This is a genomic window from Pectobacterium sp. CFBP8739 (genome assembly GCF_013449375.1).
Classification (GTDB): domain Bacteria; phylum Pseudomonadota; class Gammaproteobacteria; order Enterobacterales; family Enterobacteriaceae; genus Pectobacterium.
On record NZ_JACDRR010000007.1, the window covers coordinates 146 to 19191 of the forward strand.

Here is a 19046-nt window from a genome sequence, read left to right on the forward strand (position 1 = left end):
GCAGGCAACGTCACCACAGCCAATACCCATCATGCATACGGTGTCGACATGATCGCACCAGAAGTTGATATTAAAAATTTTGCTGGTAACGATGGATATGTCAGCCAGAGCGAGTCGAAAAATACACTCGTCAGTGGCACCAGTAACGAGAAAAAAGTCGATCTGGTCTTTACCGATGTGAATGGTAAGTCGGTTACGCTGCATGATGTGCCTGTGACGAATGGTAAATGGCAGGCGAATGTCGACTTGAGCTCGTTAGTGGAAGGCAAGATTACCGCTGGCGCGACGGCGACCGATGCAGCAGGTAATCAGGCGCATGATAGCAGTCAGGCGTTCATGGATATTACGCCGCCAACTGCACATGACAACACGGTGTCTGGCACGGAAGACACGCCGCTCCATATTGGCTGGAACGATCTGGGCGTATCGAGCGATACCACAAGTATCGTGATTTCGTCTTTACCGCCAGCCAATGCGGGTACGCTCTATTTTAACGATAGCGGGAGTTGGAAAGCGGTCACAGTTGGGCAAACCTTTACCGCTGGCAACACCGATCTACGCTTTACGCCAGTGGGTAATCTCTCTGGTGCATCGCTGGGTGATATGGGGTATCGGCCCGTTGATGTTGCGGGTAACACCGGCGATAAAGCCGCGCTGCACATTGGCATAACACCGGTAGCCGATGCGCCGGTCGTGAACCTGAGCATCACCAGTGGTGCGACAACGCCGACCTCTTCGGAAATTATTAAGGTCAATGGCGGTAGTGCCAACGGTGGCTTCGATGTACAAAATGGGAAAATTATTGCCGTGGGCAACGGTGTCCGCGTTTGGCTGACTGATGGGGATCCGGTACCCACGGTGGTCGGTACTGGTAAGGTCGCGTACTACAGTCAGGGCAATACCAGCGGAGACGGCAGCTACAGCGATATTTTCGTTGTGCATTCCAATAGCGGGTATTTCTATCGACAGAGTGACTGGCCAGCCGATCGTAAGGATCATCGCGATCTGGATTCGTTTAACGGTAACCGGACGAATAACGGCAGCAGTGCGCATTCTGATTACGTGTTCGTTATGAAAGAGACGGGTTACACCTATAACGCAACCTATAGTACGAACAACAATCAGGATACGTCGGTAAACACGCTGGATGGACTGAAAGTTAACTATACCGATAGCAGCGGCAAGTCAGGCTCGTTTACCACGCAGGTCAGTAACAATATTGAAGGTGTTATCTACAGCGACGGTACGACATACACGCCAGGCACTAATAGCGCGAAGATAGAAACGGTGCCTGGTCAAGCAGGCACCCAGACACATACGCTTGATGTGTCGGCAGCCCTGACCGATCGCGACGGCAGTGAAACCTTGTCAGGGATTACTCTCACGGGGATCCCGAAAGGAACAGTGCTGACTGACCACATTAACAATGTGAAATACACCGTTGGCGACGATGGATCGTACCTCATCAAGAACGCCAATAATGCTCAGACGCTGGCTGGCAAGATTACGCTCGAAGTACCTGTTGATGCCGGTAAGTTCAACGTGGTTGCACAGGCAACATCGACAGAAATTGCCAACCACGACACGGCGACCGGCTACTCAGCTGGAAGCGTTGAGCAGTATGGGATGAGCGTCGGTACGATCGGTGATGACAACATGTCCGGCACGCATAGCCACGATGTGATGGTCGCGGATGTCTCCGGCTTGCAGATCATTGAAGGTAAAAATTACAACATTGCTTTTATGGTCGATTCATCCGGCAGTATGTCGTCAGCGGATATCGAGAATACGCGTACATCGTTGAGCAATGTGTTCAAAAGCCTGATCAATAGTGCTAGCGGCGTAAATTCCGGTACGGTAAACGTTTTTCTGGCTGACTTTGATACGCAGGTGGGGAAAACCATTTCTGTGAATCTGAACGACGCCAGCGCCCTGAACAAGCTGACTGCCGTATTGAATTCAATGGTTGGCGGATCGGAGAAAGGCGGTGGAACCAACTATGAAGATGTGTTCAAGACGACGGCTAACTGGTTCCAAAGCGATGCGGTGAAAAAGAATGTGGGTAATAACCTGACGTATTTCATTACCGACGGTGAGCCAACGTTCTATCAGAAGAATGAAGCCGATGTCGTGAAAGTGAGTGACTGGAACCAAACGTTGAATATCGATAGCTTCGCCTACAAGCCAGGGCAGTCCTACTCTATGGATGTTCGCGGTGCGGTACGTGAAGTGATTGATAGCAAAGGGAACGTCTATCAATATGCTTGGAGCGATAACAGTAATAAAGTTGTCGGGACGGTCATTGGACAAGTACACGCGCAGGGGGACGGAACGTATGAAATCTCCTCTTTGGGTGGCGTGGGTAATAACAGCAGTTACTGGGCGCAGGGCTACAACGGTAACTGGTACTGGGTTGATAATTCAGGTAACCGTGATGTCAGCAACACCAATGCGGCTCAGGCTTTCAGTTTGCTGAAGAAGCAGTCAACCATTGAAGCGATCGGTATTGGTGCGGATTTAAATAGCGATACGCTGAAGCGTTATGACACTGATGGCGTGGTTCAGGATCATATTGACCCAGCTAACCTGAATAAAGCGATTCTAGGCAGCAGTGAGTCGATACCTGCTGGCGATGACCAGCTTAATGGCGGATTGGGGAATGACATTCTGTTCGGCGATGTGGTGTCGTTTCCTAATATCGACGGCAATGGTATCACCGCCTTGCAGAACTACATCGGCAAGCAGTTAGGTATGCAAGCCGGCGTCCCGACGGCGAAAGAGATGCATGGCTATATTGCCACGCACAGCGCGGAATTTGATCTGTCGTCCGCGAAAGATGGCAACGACACACTTAACGGTGGGGCGGGCAATGACATTCTGTTCGGTCAGGGCGGAAATGACACGCTGATCGGTGGAGAAGGTAACGACCTGCTCTACGGCGGTGCGGGAGATGACATCCTGATTGGCGGCGCGGGAGGCGATACGCTTATCGGCGGGGCGGGTGCGGATACCTTTAAGTGGCAGGCTGGCGATATTGGTAATGATGTGATCAAAGACTTCAATGCCAAAGAAGGTGACCGGATTGATTTAAGCGATCTGGTGGGCGAGCTGGAGGAGGGAACCGATATTAGTCGCTATATTCGTATCACCGATAATCATGGTTCACCGACGATTGAGGTTAGCACGGCGGGGAACTTTACGGCAGATAACGGCGGAACGGTTGCAGTGTCGATTACGTTGGAACACTATAACGGTGCATTGCCGTCGCTTGAAAGCCTGGTCAGTAAGCCAGAACCGTCTAGCTGACGAAAAGGGGGAGCCAGCTCGGCTCCTTTCTTTATCAAAAACGTAAAAGGTCTCCGAGAATGTTTTATATCCAGCGCGACAGTGATGGCCACCTGATGAAGGTTGAAAAGCGTCCTTTTCCTGAAATGAATGGCGAGTTGCCGGATGATTCACGCGAGGCGCAGGCCTGGTTCCGCAGCCATCAGGTGGCGATGTCCAGTTTGGAGCAGCTACGGCAAAGCGATCTGGAAATGGTACGCGTGCTGGAGGATTTAATTCAGGTGTTGATTCAGAAAGGTGTGGTGAGCATTACTGATTTCCCTCAGGCGGCACAGTTGAAGTTAATCAACCGTGCGCAGGCGCGTGAAGCGCTGAATGGCGGATTGAACAAGCTGATTGGTGACGACGAAGAGACCATGTTTTGAATAGACCATTGTTTTGAATAAACCATTGTTTTGAATAAACCATGTCTACCGTTTCGTTCAGCCGTTTCCGGCTTCTCAGCATCGTAGCGAGAAGCCGGGGGCATTAAACGCGGTTAGCCAATCAGACTCTGGCCGCAGGCACCGGTTCACCCAGCAGCCGACCCATTGCTCCCTGTAATCCCATCTCCTGAAGTACCTTCAGTTCGCCCACCGTTTCAACGCGTTCGGCGATGAGCGGCAGGGCAATACTGTTGGTGGCGCGGTACAGTGCTTCGATAAACATTTGTTTATCGTCTTCCTGATCGATATTACGGATGTAGCTGCCATCGACTTTCAGATACGCCAGCCCCCACTGGGACAAGTTGCCGATCATATTAAAGCGCCCACCAAAATGCTGTAACCCCAGCGCACAGCCATGTTCATTCAATAGCTTGATTAAGGCTTCCAGTTGGGCGCTGTCTGGCAACTGGTTCTCATCCAATTCCAGAATCAGTCGGCTGGCGACATCCGGTTGGTGTTTGAGCGGAGCAAGCAGAGCGGCGAGCAGATGAAGATTCAGGACGGTGGCGCCGGACAGGCTTAATGCGAGGTGGCCGTCGTGCTGGCGCAAGTAATCCAGCACTTCGCGCAGCATCGTCTGGTCCAGACGTGTATCCCAGCCAAAGCGCTGGATCCACGGTAGGAAACGACCCGCGGCGATATGGTTTCCTTGCTCATCCTGAATACGAGCTAATACCTTGTGATGCAGCACCTGTCTGGGATCGTCACAGGCGACGACCGGTTGCAGGAAAAGCTGCAAACGTTCCTGTTCAAGGATAGGATCGAGCAAGGTAAACCATTTATGACGATCGGTTTCAACCTGTTCGGCACCGGCGGACGTTATCTCGTGAGGCGCACTGGTATCGGTATGGCTTTCGGCTTGTGTGAGCGCCTGATCACCTTGGATAAACAGCGATTGTGCGGTGTCGCCAGGGCGGAAAGGCACCATGCCGAATTGGGCAACAGGGGAGACGTCGGTTTCGCCTGTCAGATACAACGTTTCGATGTTACGCGTGAGTTCGCCAATCAGCGCATAGGCTTCTTTATCGACCAGCCCCGGGCAGAACAGCGCAAATTCCCCGCCGCGGATACGCGCCAGCAGGCTCTCTGCATTCGTATGTTGTTTCTGCGTGTTACGCAGAATATGCCCGACGGAGGCTAATAGCGCATCGGTACGCTGACCGCCCAGTCGTTGGTTCATTCCCGCCAGATCCTGAACGCGAATCATAATGAGGAATCCAGGTGCCGTTTCCTCATCAGACAGCTTATCGTTGAATTGCATGTCAAACGCGCGCCGATTATTTAATCCGGTTTGTGGGTCCTGATAAGCATCCTGACGTAAGCGCTCGCTGCGTTCCGCTTCTTCTTCAAACAGCATTTTGAGTTTGCTGACCATCAGATTCATCGCCTGTGCGACGCGACGAAATTCCGGCGTATTGGGTAAATCCGGCTGGCTAAGGAATTCACGGCGGGTAATCGCCAGCGACTGATCGACGATATAATCGAGCGGACGTAGCTGTCGGCGCAGGAACAGCGCGCCGATGAACACGCCCAGTGTGCCACAGCCGAGCAGCCACAGGAAAGACGCTGTACTACTGCGCCACAGACGGGTCACCGCGAACATCGGGTGGCTGATGACTTCAACTTTTGCCGCCTGTTCCCAGCCGCGCATCACGATAGCTTCGCCCGCGCCGGGTTGCAGGTTTACTAACTGAACAAACCAACGCGGTACGTCAGGGATATTGGGCGAGGCAGTGCGTTCCAGCGTGACGTTACCGGTTTTTAGATCTCGCACGCGAATACTGGAAAAATAGCCGCTGTCGAAAATCGAGCTGACCATCAGTTCCACCATGGCTGGGTCATCGATATTCGGTGTCAGGGAAAGCCCAAGCGCGGTGGCGGCATCCTGTGCGTGAGAGTGAAGCTGGTTATTGTACTGTTCACGCGAATTTTCCAGGCTGACGAAAAAACTCCCGCTGAAAATAATTAGCACAAACAGGCAGATGGCTATCAATAATTGTTTGTATAGAGACATAGCCTACCTTTACTCCTCAATTGAAAACCCTTCGGCACGCATCTTGGTTAATACATCCTGCCAGCGTGAAAGTCGTTTACTGTCACCGACGCGTTTGTTGCTGCCGCTGGCGCCGGGCAGCCAGAGCCCACCGCCATTAAAGGCGTACACCGGAACTAAATCAGTGCGCTCTGTCGCGGGTTGGATCTTGTCGGTCAGATTATCCAGCACCAGCGGAATCGAGGTGGGCGTGGGATAATAGGTGACCACCATATGCGCCTTATTCAGACGCAGGGCTTTAACATAGGTAATACGCAATTTATCCGCTGGGACACCTAAATGGCGCAGCGTAAAATACTTGGCGAGCGCATAATCTTCACAGTCCCCGGCACCTTTACGCAGTGCCTCAATCGGGGTTGCCCAATAATCTTCCTGATTCCAGACGACGATATCATCGCGAAACAGCATATGGTCATTGAAAAATTGGTTCACTCTGCTCAGCAGAGCCTTTTCCTCTTTGTTGCGGGAATTGACCAGCAGCGTCTGCCACTCGTCTATTCGGCGGCGAGCATCGGGCGTTGCCGGGCCATAAAGCTGCTCGGTTCGCTGATTAATGGTAATAAAATCCCAGTCCGCACGTAGGGAACCCGCCAGCAGAAACAGCAGACAGCTAATAAAGAAGAGCTTGTAACTGGAGAGTCTGAAGCTGGGGAGTCGCACTGAGGTTTCTCTGTTTACCTTGCGAGATCAATATGGAGAGTGAATTCGATGCAGAATAGCGTACTTTCACAGGCCTCAAAAGCAGTATAGTGGTGAAAAGAGTGGTTTGTCATAAACATGTAGATAAAGCATGAGGTAGTGGAATGCATTCAGATGTGATGAATGGCGATAACCTTAACTTAGGGAAACTGGTTTCCGAAACAAGAAATCCAGCAACGATGGCGTTGGATCAGCTCTCTACGCTGGAGATGATGCATGCGTTTAATCAGGAAGATCGGAAAGTGCCCGAAGCCATTGCACAGGTTTTACCTGCGATTGCCGAAGCGGTCGATCTGGCGATGGCGTCGCTACAGGCGGGTGGGCGGCTGATCTATCTGGGCGCGGGGACCAGTGGCCGTTTGGGGGTGCTGGATGCTTCCGAGTGTCCGCCGACGTTTGGCGTACCGCACGGACTGGTTATCGGCCTGATCGCGGGTGGGCCGGGCGCGCTGCTGAAAGCGGTTGAAGGTGCGGAAGACGATCCCGCACTCGGTGAAGCGGATCTGAAAGCGCTGGGTTTAACCGCTGCGGATATGGTTGTCGGCCTTGCGGCATCAGGCCGGACGCCATATGTGATTGGCGCGCTGCGCTATGCGCGTGATGTAGGCTGCCGGACGGCGGCGATTTCCTGCAATCCACATTCGCCTATCGCACAGGAGGCGCAGGTGGCGATTTCTCCCGTCGTTGGCCCGGAAGCGTTAACGGGCTCAACGCGGCTGAAGTCTGGAACGGCACAAAAACTCGTTCTGAATATGATTTCTACTGGTGTAATGGTTAAGCTGGGAAAGGTGTACCAGAATTTGATGGTGGATGTGAAGGCAACCAATGTGAAACTGTTGGACAGGGCTTGCCGCATCGTCGTTGAAGCAACGGGCGCAGAGCGGGAAAGGGCACGGCAGGCGCTGGTGCAGGCGGATAATGAAGTGAAACCTGCGATTCTGATGCTTCTGGCGAATATTGATGTGGCAGCGGCGCGTGAGCGCCTGAAACAGCACAACGGCTACCTGCGTGAGGCGCTGACTGGCGGATAAGATATTTTGGTGTCGGTGCTATTTTGAGGTAAATCGGGAGAAACGTTTTGAGTGATAAGCGAGAGCAACGCATTGTTTTTTTTGATTTGGATGGCACGTTGCATCAGCAGGATATGTTTGGCAGCTTTTTGCGCTTTTTACTTCGCCGGCTGCCGTTAAATCTGGTTCTGGTTATCCCGCTATTACCTATTATTGGACTGGGATTATTGATTCGTGGTCGCGCGGCGCGGCGCCCGATGAGCTGGCTGCTGTGGGCGATGACGTTTGGGCGCTCTGAAGATGAACTGGTTCAACTGGAAAAGCAGTTTGTCGGCGCGTTTCGCCATGATGTCATCCCGTTTCCACAGGTTCAGCAGCGGCTGAAAACCTATCTTGAAGACAGCGATGCGCAGGTCTGGCTGGTGACCGGATCGCCGCAGCGGCTGGTGGAACAGGTCTATTATGATTCACCTTTTCTACCCAGCGTTCGCCTGATGGGGAGTCAGATTAGGCGTCGCTATGGCGGCTGGGTGTTGACGTTGCGCTGCCTGGGGAATGAAAAAGTCGTTCAGATGGAGCAGCGTTTGGGCGCGCCGCTCAAACTCTACAGTGGTTACAGCGACAGTAAGCAAGACAATCCGCTGCTTTATTTTTGTGAACACCGCTGGCGCGTGACGCCCGAAGGCAGTCTGCAACAGTTGGAGTAACGCCTTCAATACGCCATCCATATAGGTATAATGCGCCGCCAAAATGGTAAGTAAATTAGCCCTAATGGGATAGGTTTTAAGTGAGGAAACGTGAGTAGCCTGCGTAACGATGAATACTGGATGCGCCATGCATTAACGCTGGCTCAGCGTGCTCAGGATGAAGGTGAAGTGCCGGTTGGCGCGGTGCTGGTGCTGGATAACGACGCGATCGGCGAAGGATGGAACCGGCCGATAGGGCATCACGATCCTACCGCGCACGCGGAGATTATGGCGCTGCGGCAGGGGGGACTGGTGCTACAGAACTATCGCCTGCTGGATACCACGCTGTATGTCACGCTGGAGCCGTGCATCATGTGTGCAGGCGCGATGATACACAGCCGAATTGGCCGTTTGGTTTACGGTGCGTCAGATGAGAAAACGGGGGCGGCGGGGTCGCTGGTGGACATTCTGCGCCACCCAAGAATGAATCATCAGATTGTGATTGAGTCCGGCATTCTGGCTGATGAATGTTCTGCCACGCTCAGCGCGTTCTTTCGTCTGCGCCGTGAGCAACATAAAGCCCGTCGTGCCGCAGTCAAAAACGCCGCGCAGGAGTAGCGTAACGCCGATCTTTTAGAACCGAGATACACGAAGCCACCACGGGGCGAGGTGTTCCTGCGGGAATCTCATCCCCGTGTTTTTCCTAAAATGAGGCTGAAGTAACAAGCTCGGGGGGCAGGTGTCGCGGCGTTTTTTCTTTATGCCGTCTTACTCTGGCACCTTGTTAAGAGGAACGGCAGGGTAGCCTTGTGCGATCTGGGTCTGTTGCTGCGTTTTCGCTTCTTTTTCTATCAGGTAACCTTCCAGACTCACCATATAGCGCCGAATGTTTTCCACGTAGTTATAGGCTTCGTGTCCGCGCGCGTAGCCGTAGGTGGTTTGCGTGTAATAGCGCTTTTGACTTAGCATCGGCAGGCGCATTTTCACATCGACCCAACTGTCGGGGTTACCTTTCTGTTTTTCCGTCAATTTACGCGCATCAAGCAGATGGGCGTACCCCATATTATAGGATGCCAGCGCAAACCAGATTTTTTCATCCTCAGGGATGGTGTCCGGCATTTTCTGCATCATGTGTGACATATACTGCGCGCCACCGCGAATACTTTGTTCAGGATCGACCCGATCGGTGACGTTCAGACTTTCTGCGGTGTTGCGTGTGAGCATCATTAGCCCGCGTACGCCGGTCGGTGACGTCGCCAGTGGGTTCCAGTGTGATTCCTGATAGGAGATGGCGGCCAGCAGCTTCCAGTCGATATCGGTGGCGTATTTTTCAAACAGTGGGCGCAGGTCCGGCAGTGTGTCATCAATCGCGCTCAGGAAGGTGGTGGTATCGACATAGTCAAATTCGCCCACGTGACCGAGATATTTCTCCTCCAGACGCGCAAGCGTGCCGTCTTCGACAATCTGGCTGAAGAAGTCAAGCAGCGCGGCAGACAGGCTATCATCGTGTGTACGGCGCATATACCACGTGACGGGTTCTTCATCGCTGAGATCGAAGGCGACGGCGAGCTGCGGGTGAATGCGTTGCATCAAGCCAATCGTGACCGAATCTCCCAAAGTGTAGTCCAGCTTACCGTCGGCAACCTGCTTCAATAATTCCTGCGTGCTCTGGTCCGAGGCGGATTCCCAGTTCAACTGCGGGTATTTCTCTGCTTTTAGATCGCGCAGGGTTGCCGCGTGCGCGGAGCCGGATGTTACGACGAGCCGGCCTTGCAGCTTGTCCAGCGTTTTCGGACGGGGCGAGCCGAGGCGATAGACTATTTGCTGTGAAATGGAATAGTAGGTTGGGCCTGCACGGAAGCGTTCCAGGCGCTCATGATTATAAATCAGCCCTGCGGCCAGAAGATCGGCGTCATCACCGTCCAGATCGTCAAACAGTTCGTCAAGGTTCTTACGTGACGACACCACCAGCTTGACGCCGAGGTAATCAGCGAAACGTTTTGCCAGTTCATAATCCAGACCTGTCGGGGATCCGTTGCTCAATGCATAAGTTAGCGGTGAGTTAACGGTGCTGATACGCAACTCACCGCGTGAGAGGATCTGCCTGAGCTGAGCATCCTGGCTACTGCGCCAGGGAATGCTAGGCCATAGCGCTAACGCCAGCAGTAACGTGATAATCCCGATGAAAAAATAATTTAATTTTAAAGGTTTCAAATAGTTATCTCTCGGCGGCCGTTCGGCCTGTCTGTCTGTAACGGCAGTTTTTTTATACGTCATTTCCCAGAGTGGGGGCATTTTGCTTAACAAACCGCCAGTGTGCAACTTTTATTGATTTGGTCACCGATTAATCATTCTCCCGATGCGATATGAAATTATCGCTACGCAAACGGTTTCGTCCGGGGGAAGGATTCTCTATAATGTGCGCGTTTCCCCCCTGTTGTGCCCAATGGCTGTATCGCAGCCAGTGCATCGAAGACGAGAGAACTTTAGATTATGGAAATACTGCGTGGTTCACCTGCTTTATCGGCTTTTCGTATTAATAAATTGCTGATCCGCTGCAAAGAGCACGTTTTGCCGGTTAGTGATATCTATGCTGAATACGTACATTTCGCCGATGTCAGCGCCCCGCTGAACACCGATGAACAGGCCAAACTGACACGTTTGTTGAAGTATGGTCCTTCTCTCGCGGAGCACGAGCCGCAAGGCCATCTGTTACTGGTCACACCGCGTCCCGGCACCATTTCACCGTGGTCTTCCAAAGCAACGGATATCGCCCATAACTGTGGATTAAGCAAAGTGCTGCGTCTGGAACGCGGTTTGGCTTTCTATATTCATGCGCCTACGCTGAGCGATGAACAGTGGCAGAAACTGGGGGCATTGCTGCATGACCGGATGATGGAAAGCGTATTTAGTGACCTGCAACAGGCCGAAGCGTTGTTCTCTCATCATCAACCTGCACCTTTTAAACGCATTGACATTCTGCTGCAAGGGCGTCAGGCGTTGGAAGAAGCGAACGTCCGTCTGGGGCTGGCATTAGCGGAAGATGAAATTGATTATCTGCTGGAAGCCTTCACCAAACTGGGCCGCAATCCTAACGATATCGAATTGTATATGTTCGCACAGGCGAACTCTGAACACTGCCGCCACAAGATTTTTAACGCTGATTGGGTGATCGACGGCGTTGCTCAGCCGAAATCACTGTTCAAAATGATTAAAAACACGTTTGAACATACGCCCGATCACGTCCTCTCCGCCTATAAAGATAACGCCGCCGTCATGGAAGGCTCCGCCGTCGGCCGTTTCTACACGGATGCCAACGGGCAATATGCTTACCATCAGGAAGATGCACATATCCTGATGAAGGTTGAAACGCATAACCACCCAACTGCGATTTCGCCGTGGCCGGGTGCCGCAACAGGATCCGGCGGTGAAATTCGTGATGAAGGCGCAACAGGCCGTGGCTCCAAGCCGAAAGCGGGTCTGGTAGGTTTCTCCGTCTCGAACCTGCGTATTCCAGGCTTTATTCAGCCGTGGGAAGAAGAAGAATTTGGCAAGCCAGAGCGTATTGTCAGCGCGCTGGATATTATGACCGAAGGCCCTCTGGGCGGCGCGGCATTCAACAACGAATTCGGTCGTCCTGCACTGACGGGCTATTTCCGTACTTATGAAGAACGCGTCGATAGCCACAATGGCACAGAACTGCGCGGCTATCACAAACCGATCATGCTGGCGGGCGGTATTGGCAACATCCGCGCCGATCACGTCAAGAAAGGGGAAATTAGCGTAGGTGCCAAGCTGGTTGTGCTGGGTGGACCGTCCATGAATATCGGTCTGGGCGGTGGTGCAGCTTCTTCTATGGCATCGGGTCAGTCTGATGCGGATCTGGATTTTGCTTCTGTCCAGCGCGATAACCCAGAAATGGAGCGCCGCTGTCAGGAAGTGATTGACCGCTGCTGGCAATTGGGTGAAGCCAACCCGATCCTGTTCATTCACGATGTCGGTGCAGGTGGTTTGTCCAACGCCATGCCGGAGCTGGTGAGCGACGGTGGCCGCGGTGGCCGCTTTGAACTGCGCGATATTCTGAACGATGAGCCGGGCATGAGCCCGCTGGAAGTTTGGTGTAATGAATCGCAGGAGCGCTACGTTCTGGCTGTGGCGCCAGAACAGTTGGCACAGTTTGATGAAATTTGTCGTCGCGAGCGCGCACCTTATGCGGTGATCGGTGAGGCAACGGAAGAACTGCATCTGACGATGAACGATCGTCACTTTAACAACAAACCTATCGATTTGCCGCTGGATGTGCTGCTAGGTAAAACGCCGAAAATGCTGCGTGACGTTGAGCGCAAGCAGGTTGAAGGCACACCGTTACAGCGTGATGAAATCTATCTGGCCGAAGCGGTTGAGCGCGTGCTGCACTTGCCTGTGGTGGCAGAAAAGACCTTCCTGATCACTATTGGCGACCGCTCTGTTACCGGCATGGTGGCGCGCGATCAGATGGTTGGCCCGTGGCAGGTGCCGGTGGCTGACTGTGCGGTGACCACCGCCAGCCTGGACAGTTATTACGGCGAGGCAATGTCTATCGGCGAACGTGCACCCGTGGCGCTGCGTAACTTCGCGGCTTCTGCGCGTTTAGCCGTCGGTGAAGCGCTGACGAACATTGCTGCTACGCACATTGGCCCACTGACTCGCGTGAAGCTGTCCGCGAACTGGATGGCCGCTGCGGGGCACCCAGGTGAAGATGCCGGACTGTACGAAGCGGTGAAAGCCGTGGGTGAGGAGCTGTGTCCGGCGCTGGGGCTGACGATCCCGGTCGGTAAAGATTCCATGTCGATGAAAACCCGCTGGCAGGAAGAGGGTGAAGATCGTGCAGTCACCTCGCCGATGTCGCTGGTGATCTCTGCGTTTGCGCGTGTGGAAGACGTGCGTAACACCGTCACGCCACAGCTGCGTACTGGACAAGATAATGCCCTGTTATTGATCGATCTCGGTGCGGGTAATAAAGCGCTGGGTGCGACGGCGCTGGCACAGGTTTATCGTCAGTTGGGCCGTAAGACGGCAGATGTGCATAGCCCAGAACAACTGGCTGGCTTCTTTAATGCTATGCAGCAGCTGGTTGCGGATAAAGCGCTTCTGGCTTACCACGATCGTTCAGACGGCGGCTTGCTGGTTACGCTGGCAGAGATGGCATTTGCTGGTCACTGTGGTGTGACTGTCGATATCGCCTCTCAGGGCGAAGACACGTTAGCAACGCTGTTTAACGAAGAACTTGGCGCTGTCATTCAGATCCCTGCTGCACGCCGTGCCGAAGTGGAAGCCGTTCTGGCGCTGCACGGTTTGGCGGACTGCGTGCATTACCTCGGTCATGCTGAAGAAGGCACGCGTTTCACCATCAATAAGGGTGCAGAAGCGGTTTATCAGGAAAGCCGTTCAACGCTGCGTCGCTGGTGGGCTGAAACCAGCTGGCAGATGCAGCGCCTGCGTGATAACCCGCAGTGTGCCGATCAGGAACACATTGCCAGACAGGATGATAACGATCCCGGTTTGAACGTGTCGCTGACCTTCAATCCACAGGAAGATATTGCTGCACCTTATATCGCTAAGAATGTCCGCCCTAAAGTGGCTGTCCTGCGTGAACAGGGTGTGAACTCTCATGTCGAAATGGCGGCGGCATTCCACCGTGCTGGCTTTGATGCGATCGATATCCATATGAGTGACCTGCTGGCAAATCGCCGTAATTTGCAGGATTTCCAGGCGCTGGTTGCTTGCGGCGGCTTCTCTTACGGTGACGTGCTAGGCGCGGGTGAAGGTTGGGCTAAATCCATTCTGTTCAACTCTCGCGTGCGTGATGAATTCGCTGAATTCTTCCTGCGTCCGCATACGCTGGCGCTGGGCGTGTGTAACGGCTGTCAGATGATGTCCAATCTGCGTGAACTGATTCCAGGCGCCGATCTCTGGCCGCGTTTTGTCCGTAATAAATCTGATCGCTTTGAAGCACGCTTCAGCCTGGTCGAAGTGGAGAAAAGCCCGTCGTTGTTCATGAATGACATGGCAGGATCGCGCATGCCGATTGCCGTTTCACATGGAGAAGGGCAAGTTGAAGTTCGTGACGATGCCCATCTGGCGGCGATTGAAGAGCACGGTCTGGTGGCGCTGCGTTATATCAACCACTACGGCCAGGTCACTGAGAACTATCCGGCTAACCCGAATGGTTCGCCAAACGGTATTACGGCGGTCACCAGCACCAGCGGTCGGGCAACCGTCATGATGCCGCATCCTGAGCGTGTGTTCCGTACCGTCAGTAACTCCTGGCATCCGGAAGAGTGGGGCGAAGATGGTCCGTGGATGCGTATGTTCCGCAATGCACGCAGACAACTGGGCTAAGTTTAGGTCAGTAAGAGAAAGGGGCTTCGGCCCCTTTTTTACGTCCGTTTTCTCTGTTTGTCGTTTTTTTGCGACGTACTAGTTTTTTGCTGTCTCCAATTGGAGACATTTAACTAATTGATTTATATTGTTAATATGGTGTTGTTATAAAACTGTCTGTTTTTAGCGACATAAATCGCTTCTTTCGCGCATGTTTTCGCTATTGGCATTCCGGATAATGAATTTATCGGTGAAAGGTGGGGTGAAAATTATTTATAATCAGTGTGTTATTTTTATTTTTTAATAGTTGGCATGATAAGTGCTTATAACTTGTGTTGCTCATTCAACTGGTTATGATTGCGTTGCTGACTGGCAAATATTTTCGCTCATAACATCTGGAATGATGCCAAAAGAAAGGGTGCCTATCGTCCACCAGACCGATAACAGGGCGTGAAAACGAACGTTATCAAGCATCGGGCGACACGTTGAGTGAGGCACCGCCTATTCAGTTACGCGGCCAGAGAGAGCGATTCTTCTGGCCGCGTGACGTTTTGCTCTCCGTCACCTCTCCTCCAGAGAATCCAATCCCCTTTGATTGCTTTTTACGTCGTGACTTTCTACGTCGTGACATTGGCATTCATGCCGTATTGCGAAGCGTTGCGCATGTCACAAGGGAAAACGTTGAACTTTTATAAGACTCGGTTAGCATCAATGCGGATTCGATAGGTAACGAGATGATTTCTTTGAAACGATGGCGTTTATTCCCGCGTTCCCTGCGGCAATTGGTAATTATGGCGTTTTTGTTGGTGCTGCTTCCTCTGTTGGTGCTGGCCTATCAGGCTTACCAAAGCCTGAATATGCTGAGCGAACAAGCTGCTGATATCAACCGAACAACGCTGGCGGATGCCCGCCGCAGTGAATCGATGACCAGCGTAGCGCTGGCAATGGAGCGTAGCTACCGACAGTATTGCGTATTGGACGATCAGACGCTGGCAACGCTCTACCAGAACCAGCGTAAACAATATTCTCAAATGCTGGACTCCCACACGCAGGTGCTGCCGGATCCCCGCTATTACCAGACGCTGCGTCAGCTTCTTACTCAACTCAGTGAAATTCGCTGTCATAACAGCGGCCCAGAACAAACCGCATCGAGTCTGTTGGAAGGGTTCTCTCGTGCTAATGGGCAGTTGGTTCAGATGACGCGTGACGTTGTTTTCTCTCGTGGACAACAACTCCAGCAGGCCATTTCCGAACGCGGCCAGTTTTTTGGCTGGCAGGCGCTGCTCTTGTTTCTGGTCAGCGTGCTGCTGGTGGTGCTCTTTACACGGATGATTATTGGTCCAGTTAATGGTGTAGAGCGGATGATCAACCGCCTTGGCGAAGGTCGATCGCTGGGGAACAGTAGCACCTTCAAAGGCCCGCGTGAGATCCGGACGCTGGCGCAGCGCATTATCTGGCTAAGCGAGCGTCTGTCGTGGCTGGAGTCGCAGCGACATGAATTCTTACGCCATATTTCCCATGAACTCAAGACGCCGCTGGCGAGCCTGCGGGAAGGCACTGAACTGCTGGCCGATGAGGTGGTTGGCCCACTGACTGCCGATCAGAAAGAGGTCGTTGCTATCCTCGATAGCAGCAGTCGCCACCTGCTACAGCTGATCGATCAACTGTTGGACTACAATCGCAAACTGGCGGATACGCCGACCGAGTTGGAGCGCGTTGAAATCGAAGAGATCGTCGATATTGTCGTGTCGTCTCACAGTTTGCCAGCTCGTACCAAAATGATTCATACCGATGTAGCGCTGGCCGTTGGGCACTGCTGGGCGGAGACGACGCTGTTGATGCGAGTGATTGATAATCTCTATTCCAATGCGGTGCACTACGGTAAGGAATCCGGTAACATTTGGATTTATAGCCGTCAGATTGGCAATCGCGTTCAGATTGATGTCGCCAACAATGGTACGCCCATTCCCGATGCAGAACGGAGCATGATTTTTGAGCCTTTTTATCAGGGAAGCCACCAGCGCCGTGGTGCGGTTAAAGGAAGCGGATTGGGATTGAGTATTGCGCGTGATTGCATTCGTCGTATGCGTGGTGAGCTTAGCCTGATTACCGTGGACTATGCTGATGTGTGTTTCCGCATTGAGCTGCTCTTATTGCCCGATAACGAATAGTCTGATGATGAATAACGTCTGAGAATGAATAGATAATGAGTGCATGGTTTATGAAGGGATGGCTTACGAATCGCGTATTTTCCCGTCTTTTTCAGGCGGCGCTGATGTTGTCGCCACTCGTTTTAGCGGCGTGTAATAGCCATGTGAACAATGGCATTACGCAGTTGGAAACAGAAGCTGCCCCGCCGAAAGAACAGGTTGCGGATTTCCGTATCGCGCAATGTGAGCACCTGTGGCAGATAGACGATCGTGAATCCATGAATAACGCCCTTTACTGGTTGCGGGCGATGGACTGTGCTGGGCGTTTGACACAATTTCAGGCTCGTGAGGAAGCTGAGCTGGTTGCGGGGGATAGTTGGGATAGCGCCTTTAAGCAGGGTATTTTGCTGGATAATGCCGGCATTACTCAGCTCGAGCGGCGTCAGGTGCTGGAACAGATCAATTTATACCGTCTGGCTTTCCCTGCTGCGTTGCGTCCGCTGATGCAAACCTGGCGTGACAGGCAAACGCTGTTTCTGGCGCTCTCGGATGAACGCCTGCGCTATAAGCGTTTACAGGAATCCAGCGATAAACAGTTAGACGCCCTGCGCGTTCAGCAAAATCACCTGCAATACCAGTTAGAAACGACCACGCAGAAATTGGAAAACCTGACGGATATTGAACGTCAACTGTCGTCGCGTAAGCAACTGTCGGGAGAGATGCCTGATAACGATACCGATCGCCGTAGCGGTGCGGGGGGGAATAGAGAGGGTTCACGTAATTCGGCAACGAAATCCAGAAGTGAGCCAGTGGATGCAGATGACACCTATACGCCGCCGATGGAATCGCATACGGACAAACCGACGACGAAGAAGGAGTCAACAAGACAATGACAGCCCGAAAAACGGCGAATTTATTGCTCGTGGATGATGACCCCAGTCTGCTGAAGCTATTGGGCATGCGCCTGACCAGCGAAGGATTTAGCGTGATGACGTCGGAGAGCGGCCAGGAGGCGCTGCGGTTGTTAACGCGTGAGACGTTCGATTTGGTGATCAGCGATCTTCGTATGGACGAGATGGATGGCATGGCGTTGTTTTCCGAAATTCAGCGCTATCAGCCGGGGATGCCGGTAATCATTTTAACCGCTCATGGTTCGATTCCCGATGCGGTTGCCGCCACGCAGCAGGGAGTATTTAGTTTTCTGACGAAGCCTGTTGACCGTGATGCGCTCTACAAAGCGATAGATGAAGCACTGGCGTTGTCTGCGCCGGCGGGTGATGAAAGCTGGCGTGAAACCATCGTGACGCGCAGCCCGATTATGTTACGCCTGCTTGAACAGGCTCGAATGGTTGCACAGTCGGATGTTAGCGTGTTGATTAATGGGCAGAGCGGAACTGGGAAAGAGGTGCTGGCTCAGGCCATTCATGCGGCCAGTCCGCGTGCGAAGAAAGCATTTATTGCTATTAACTGCGGCGCGCTGCCGGAACCGCTGCTGGAATCTGAGTTATTCGGTCACGCCAAAGGCGCTTTTACCGGTGCGGTGAGCAGCCGTGAGGGGCTTTTTCAGGCGGCGGAAGGCGGTACGCTGTTTTTAGATGAAATCGGCGATATGCCGCTGTCTCTACAAGTTAAACTGCTACGCGTGCTGCAGGAGCGAAAAGTCCGCCCGCTGGGGAGCAACCGCGATCTCGATATCGACGTGCGGATTATTTCCGCCACGCACCGTGATTTGCCAAAGGCGATGGAGAAAAACGAATTCCGCGAGGATCTGTATTATCGGCTCAACGTGGTGAATATGAAGCTGCCTGCGCTACATGAACGTGCCGAAGATATTCCTCTGCTGGCAAATCATCTGTTGCGTGAATCCGCCAACCGCCACAAGCCTTTTGTGCGCACCTTTTCAACCGATGCGATGAAGCGCTTGATGACGGCAAGCTGGCCGGGTAACGTGCGTCAACTGGTGAATGTCATTGAACAATGTGTGGCGCTGACCAGCGCGCCAGTTATCAGTGACGCGCTGGTTGAACAAGCGCTAGAAGGCGAAAACACGGCGTTGCCAACCTTTGTTGAAGCGCGCCACCAGTTTGAACTTAACTATCTGCGGAAGTTATTACAGATCGCAAAAGGTAACGTGACGCAGGCTGCGCGAATGGCCGGGCGTAACCGAACGGAATTTTATAAACTGTTGGGCCGCCATGAGCTGGATGCCAACGATTTTAAAGACTAGCGCTGAGAGAACTGGCAGCTCGCTTGCAGCGTGATGCGGGGTGGGTATGGATTGTCTGCCTGAGTTCTGACATGCTGTTTATTTGCTGATG

At 52.9% G+C, this 19046-nt stretch carries 12 protein-coding genes; 9 read left to right on the forward strand and 3 right to left on the reverse strand.

Annotated elements, in window-relative coordinates:
• Both H0247_RS06010 and H0247_RS06015 read left to right on the forward strand, forming a co-directional pair.
• A partial coding sequence (locus H0247_RS06010) for a type I secretion C-terminal target domain-containing protein (RefSeq protein WP_255433883.1) occupies positions 1-3306 on the forward strand: 3306 nt, incomplete at its 5' end.
• Between the two features lie 59 nt (positions 3307-3365).
• Positions 3366-3710, forward strand: a complete 345-nt coding sequence (locus tag H0247_RS06015) for a tryptophan synthase subunit beta (RefSeq protein WP_180741732.1) — start codon at positions 3366-3368, stop codon at positions 3708-3710.
• 121 nt (positions 3711-3831) lie between these two features.
• Here H0247_RS06015 and lapD read toward each other — a convergent pair whose 3' ends face one another.
• Both lapD and lapG read right to left on the reverse strand, forming a co-directional pair.
• Positions 3832-5784 carry a cyclic di-GMP receptor LapD gene (gene lapD / locus H0247_RS06020; protein ID WP_180741733.1) on the reverse strand — a complete coding sequence of 651 codons (1953 nt, stop codon included), beginning with the start codon at positions 5782-5784 and terminating at the stop codon, positions 3832-3834.
• A 9-nt stretch (positions 5785-5793) separates the two neighbouring features.
• Entirely contained in the window at positions 5794-6483 is a 690-nt protein-coding gene (lapG, locus tag H0247_RS06025; protein ID WP_180741734.1) for a cysteine protease LapG, read from the reverse strand.
• Positions 6484-6626: 143 nt separating this feature from the next.
• On the opposite strand from lapG, the gene murQ reads away from it, so the two are divergent.
• From murQ to tadA, 3 genes are all read left to right on the forward strand, one after another.
• Positions 6627-7553: an N-acetylmuramic acid 6-phosphate etherase gene (murQ, locus tag H0247_RS06030; protein WP_180741735.1), complete on the forward strand. Its 927-nt coding sequence runs from the start codon at positions 6627-6629 to the stop codon at positions 7551-7553.
• Positions 7554-7600: 47 nt separating this feature from the next.
• On the forward strand, positions 7601-8239 hold the full coding sequence (gene yfhb, locus H0247_RS06035) for a phosphatidylglycerophosphatase C (RefSeq protein ID WP_180741736.1): 639 nt from the start codon (positions 7601-7603) through the stop codon (positions 8237-8239).
• Between the two features lie 90 nt (positions 8240-8329).
• The gene (gene tadA, locus H0247_RS06040; RefSeq protein WP_180741737.1) at positions 8330-8836 is read left to right on the forward strand and encodes a tRNA adenosine(34) deaminase TadA; all 507 of its coding nucleotides are present in this window, start codon (positions 8330-8332) and stop codon (positions 8834-8836) included.
• A gap of 150 nt (positions 8837-8986) precedes the next feature.
• Here the strand turns inward: tadA and mltF are convergent, their stop codons facing one another.
• On the reverse strand, positions 8987-10495 hold the full coding sequence (gene mltF, locus H0247_RS06045) for a membrane-bound lytic murein transglycosylase MltF (protein ID WP_180741738.1): 1509 nt from the start codon (positions 10493-10495) through the stop codon (positions 8987-8989).
• A gap of 216 nt (positions 10496-10711) precedes the next feature.
• On the opposite strand from mltF, the gene purL reads away from it, so the two are divergent.
• From purL to glrR, 4 genes are all read left to right on the forward strand, one after another.
• Complete coding sequence (purL, locus tag H0247_RS06050; RefSeq protein ID WP_180741739.1) at positions 10712-14599, forward strand: phosphoribosylformylglycinamidine synthase; 3888 nt, start codon at positions 10712-10714, stop codon at positions 14597-14599.
• 713 nt (positions 14600-15312) lie between these two features.
• A complete protein-coding gene (locus H0247_RS06055) occupies positions 15313-16749 on the forward strand; it encodes a HAMP domain-containing sensor histidine kinase (RefSeq protein ID WP_180741740.1) in 1437 nt (478 codons plus the stop codon).
• Positions 16750-16784: 35 nt separating this feature from the next.
• The gene (qseG, locus tag H0247_RS06060) at positions 16785-17621 is read left to right on the forward strand and encodes a two-component system QseEF-associated lipoprotein QseG (RefSeq protein WP_180741741.1); all 837 of its coding nucleotides are present in this window, start codon (positions 16785-16787) and stop codon (positions 17619-17621) included.
• Positions 17618-18955: a two-component system response regulator GlrR gene (gene glrR, locus H0247_RS06065; protein ID WP_180741742.1), complete on the forward strand. Its 1338-nt coding sequence runs from the start codon at positions 17618-17620 to the stop codon at positions 18953-18955. The genes qseG and glrR overlap by 4 nt, the downstream gene beginning before the upstream one ends.
• Positions 18956-19046: the final 91 nt, after the last annotated feature.

Bases quoted from the DNA above. Each gene is read 5' to 3' on its own strand.
- H0247_RS06015 (WP_180741732.1), top strand. From the start codon at position 3,366: ATGTTTTATATCCAGCGCGACAGTGATGGCCACCTGATGAAGGTTGAA.
- lapD (WP_180741733.1), bottom strand. From the start codon at position 5,784: ATGTCTCTATACAAACAATTATTGATAGCCATCTGCCTGTTTGTGCTA.
- murQ (WP_180741735.1), top strand. From the start codon at position 6,627: ATGCATTCAGATGTGATGAATGGCGATAACCTTAACTTAGGGAAACTG.
- mltF (WP_180741738.1), bottom strand. From the start codon at position 10,495: ATGACGTATAAAAAAACTGCCGTTACAGACAGACAGGCCGAACGGCCG.
- purL (WP_180741739.1), top strand. From the start codon at position 10,712: ATGGAAATACTGCGTGGTTCACCTGCTTTATCGGCTTTTCGTATTAAT.
- H0247_RS06055 (WP_180741740.1), top strand. From the start codon at position 15,313: ATGATTTCTTTGAAACGATGGCGTTTATTCCCGCGTTCCCTGCGGCAA.
- qseG (WP_180741741.1), top strand. From the start codon at position 16,785: ATGAGTGCATGGTTTATGAAGGGATGGCTTACGAATCGCGTATTTTCC.
- glrR (WP_180741742.1), top strand. From the start codon at position 17,618: ATGACAGCCCGAAAAACGGCGAATTTATTGCTCGTGGATGATGACCCC.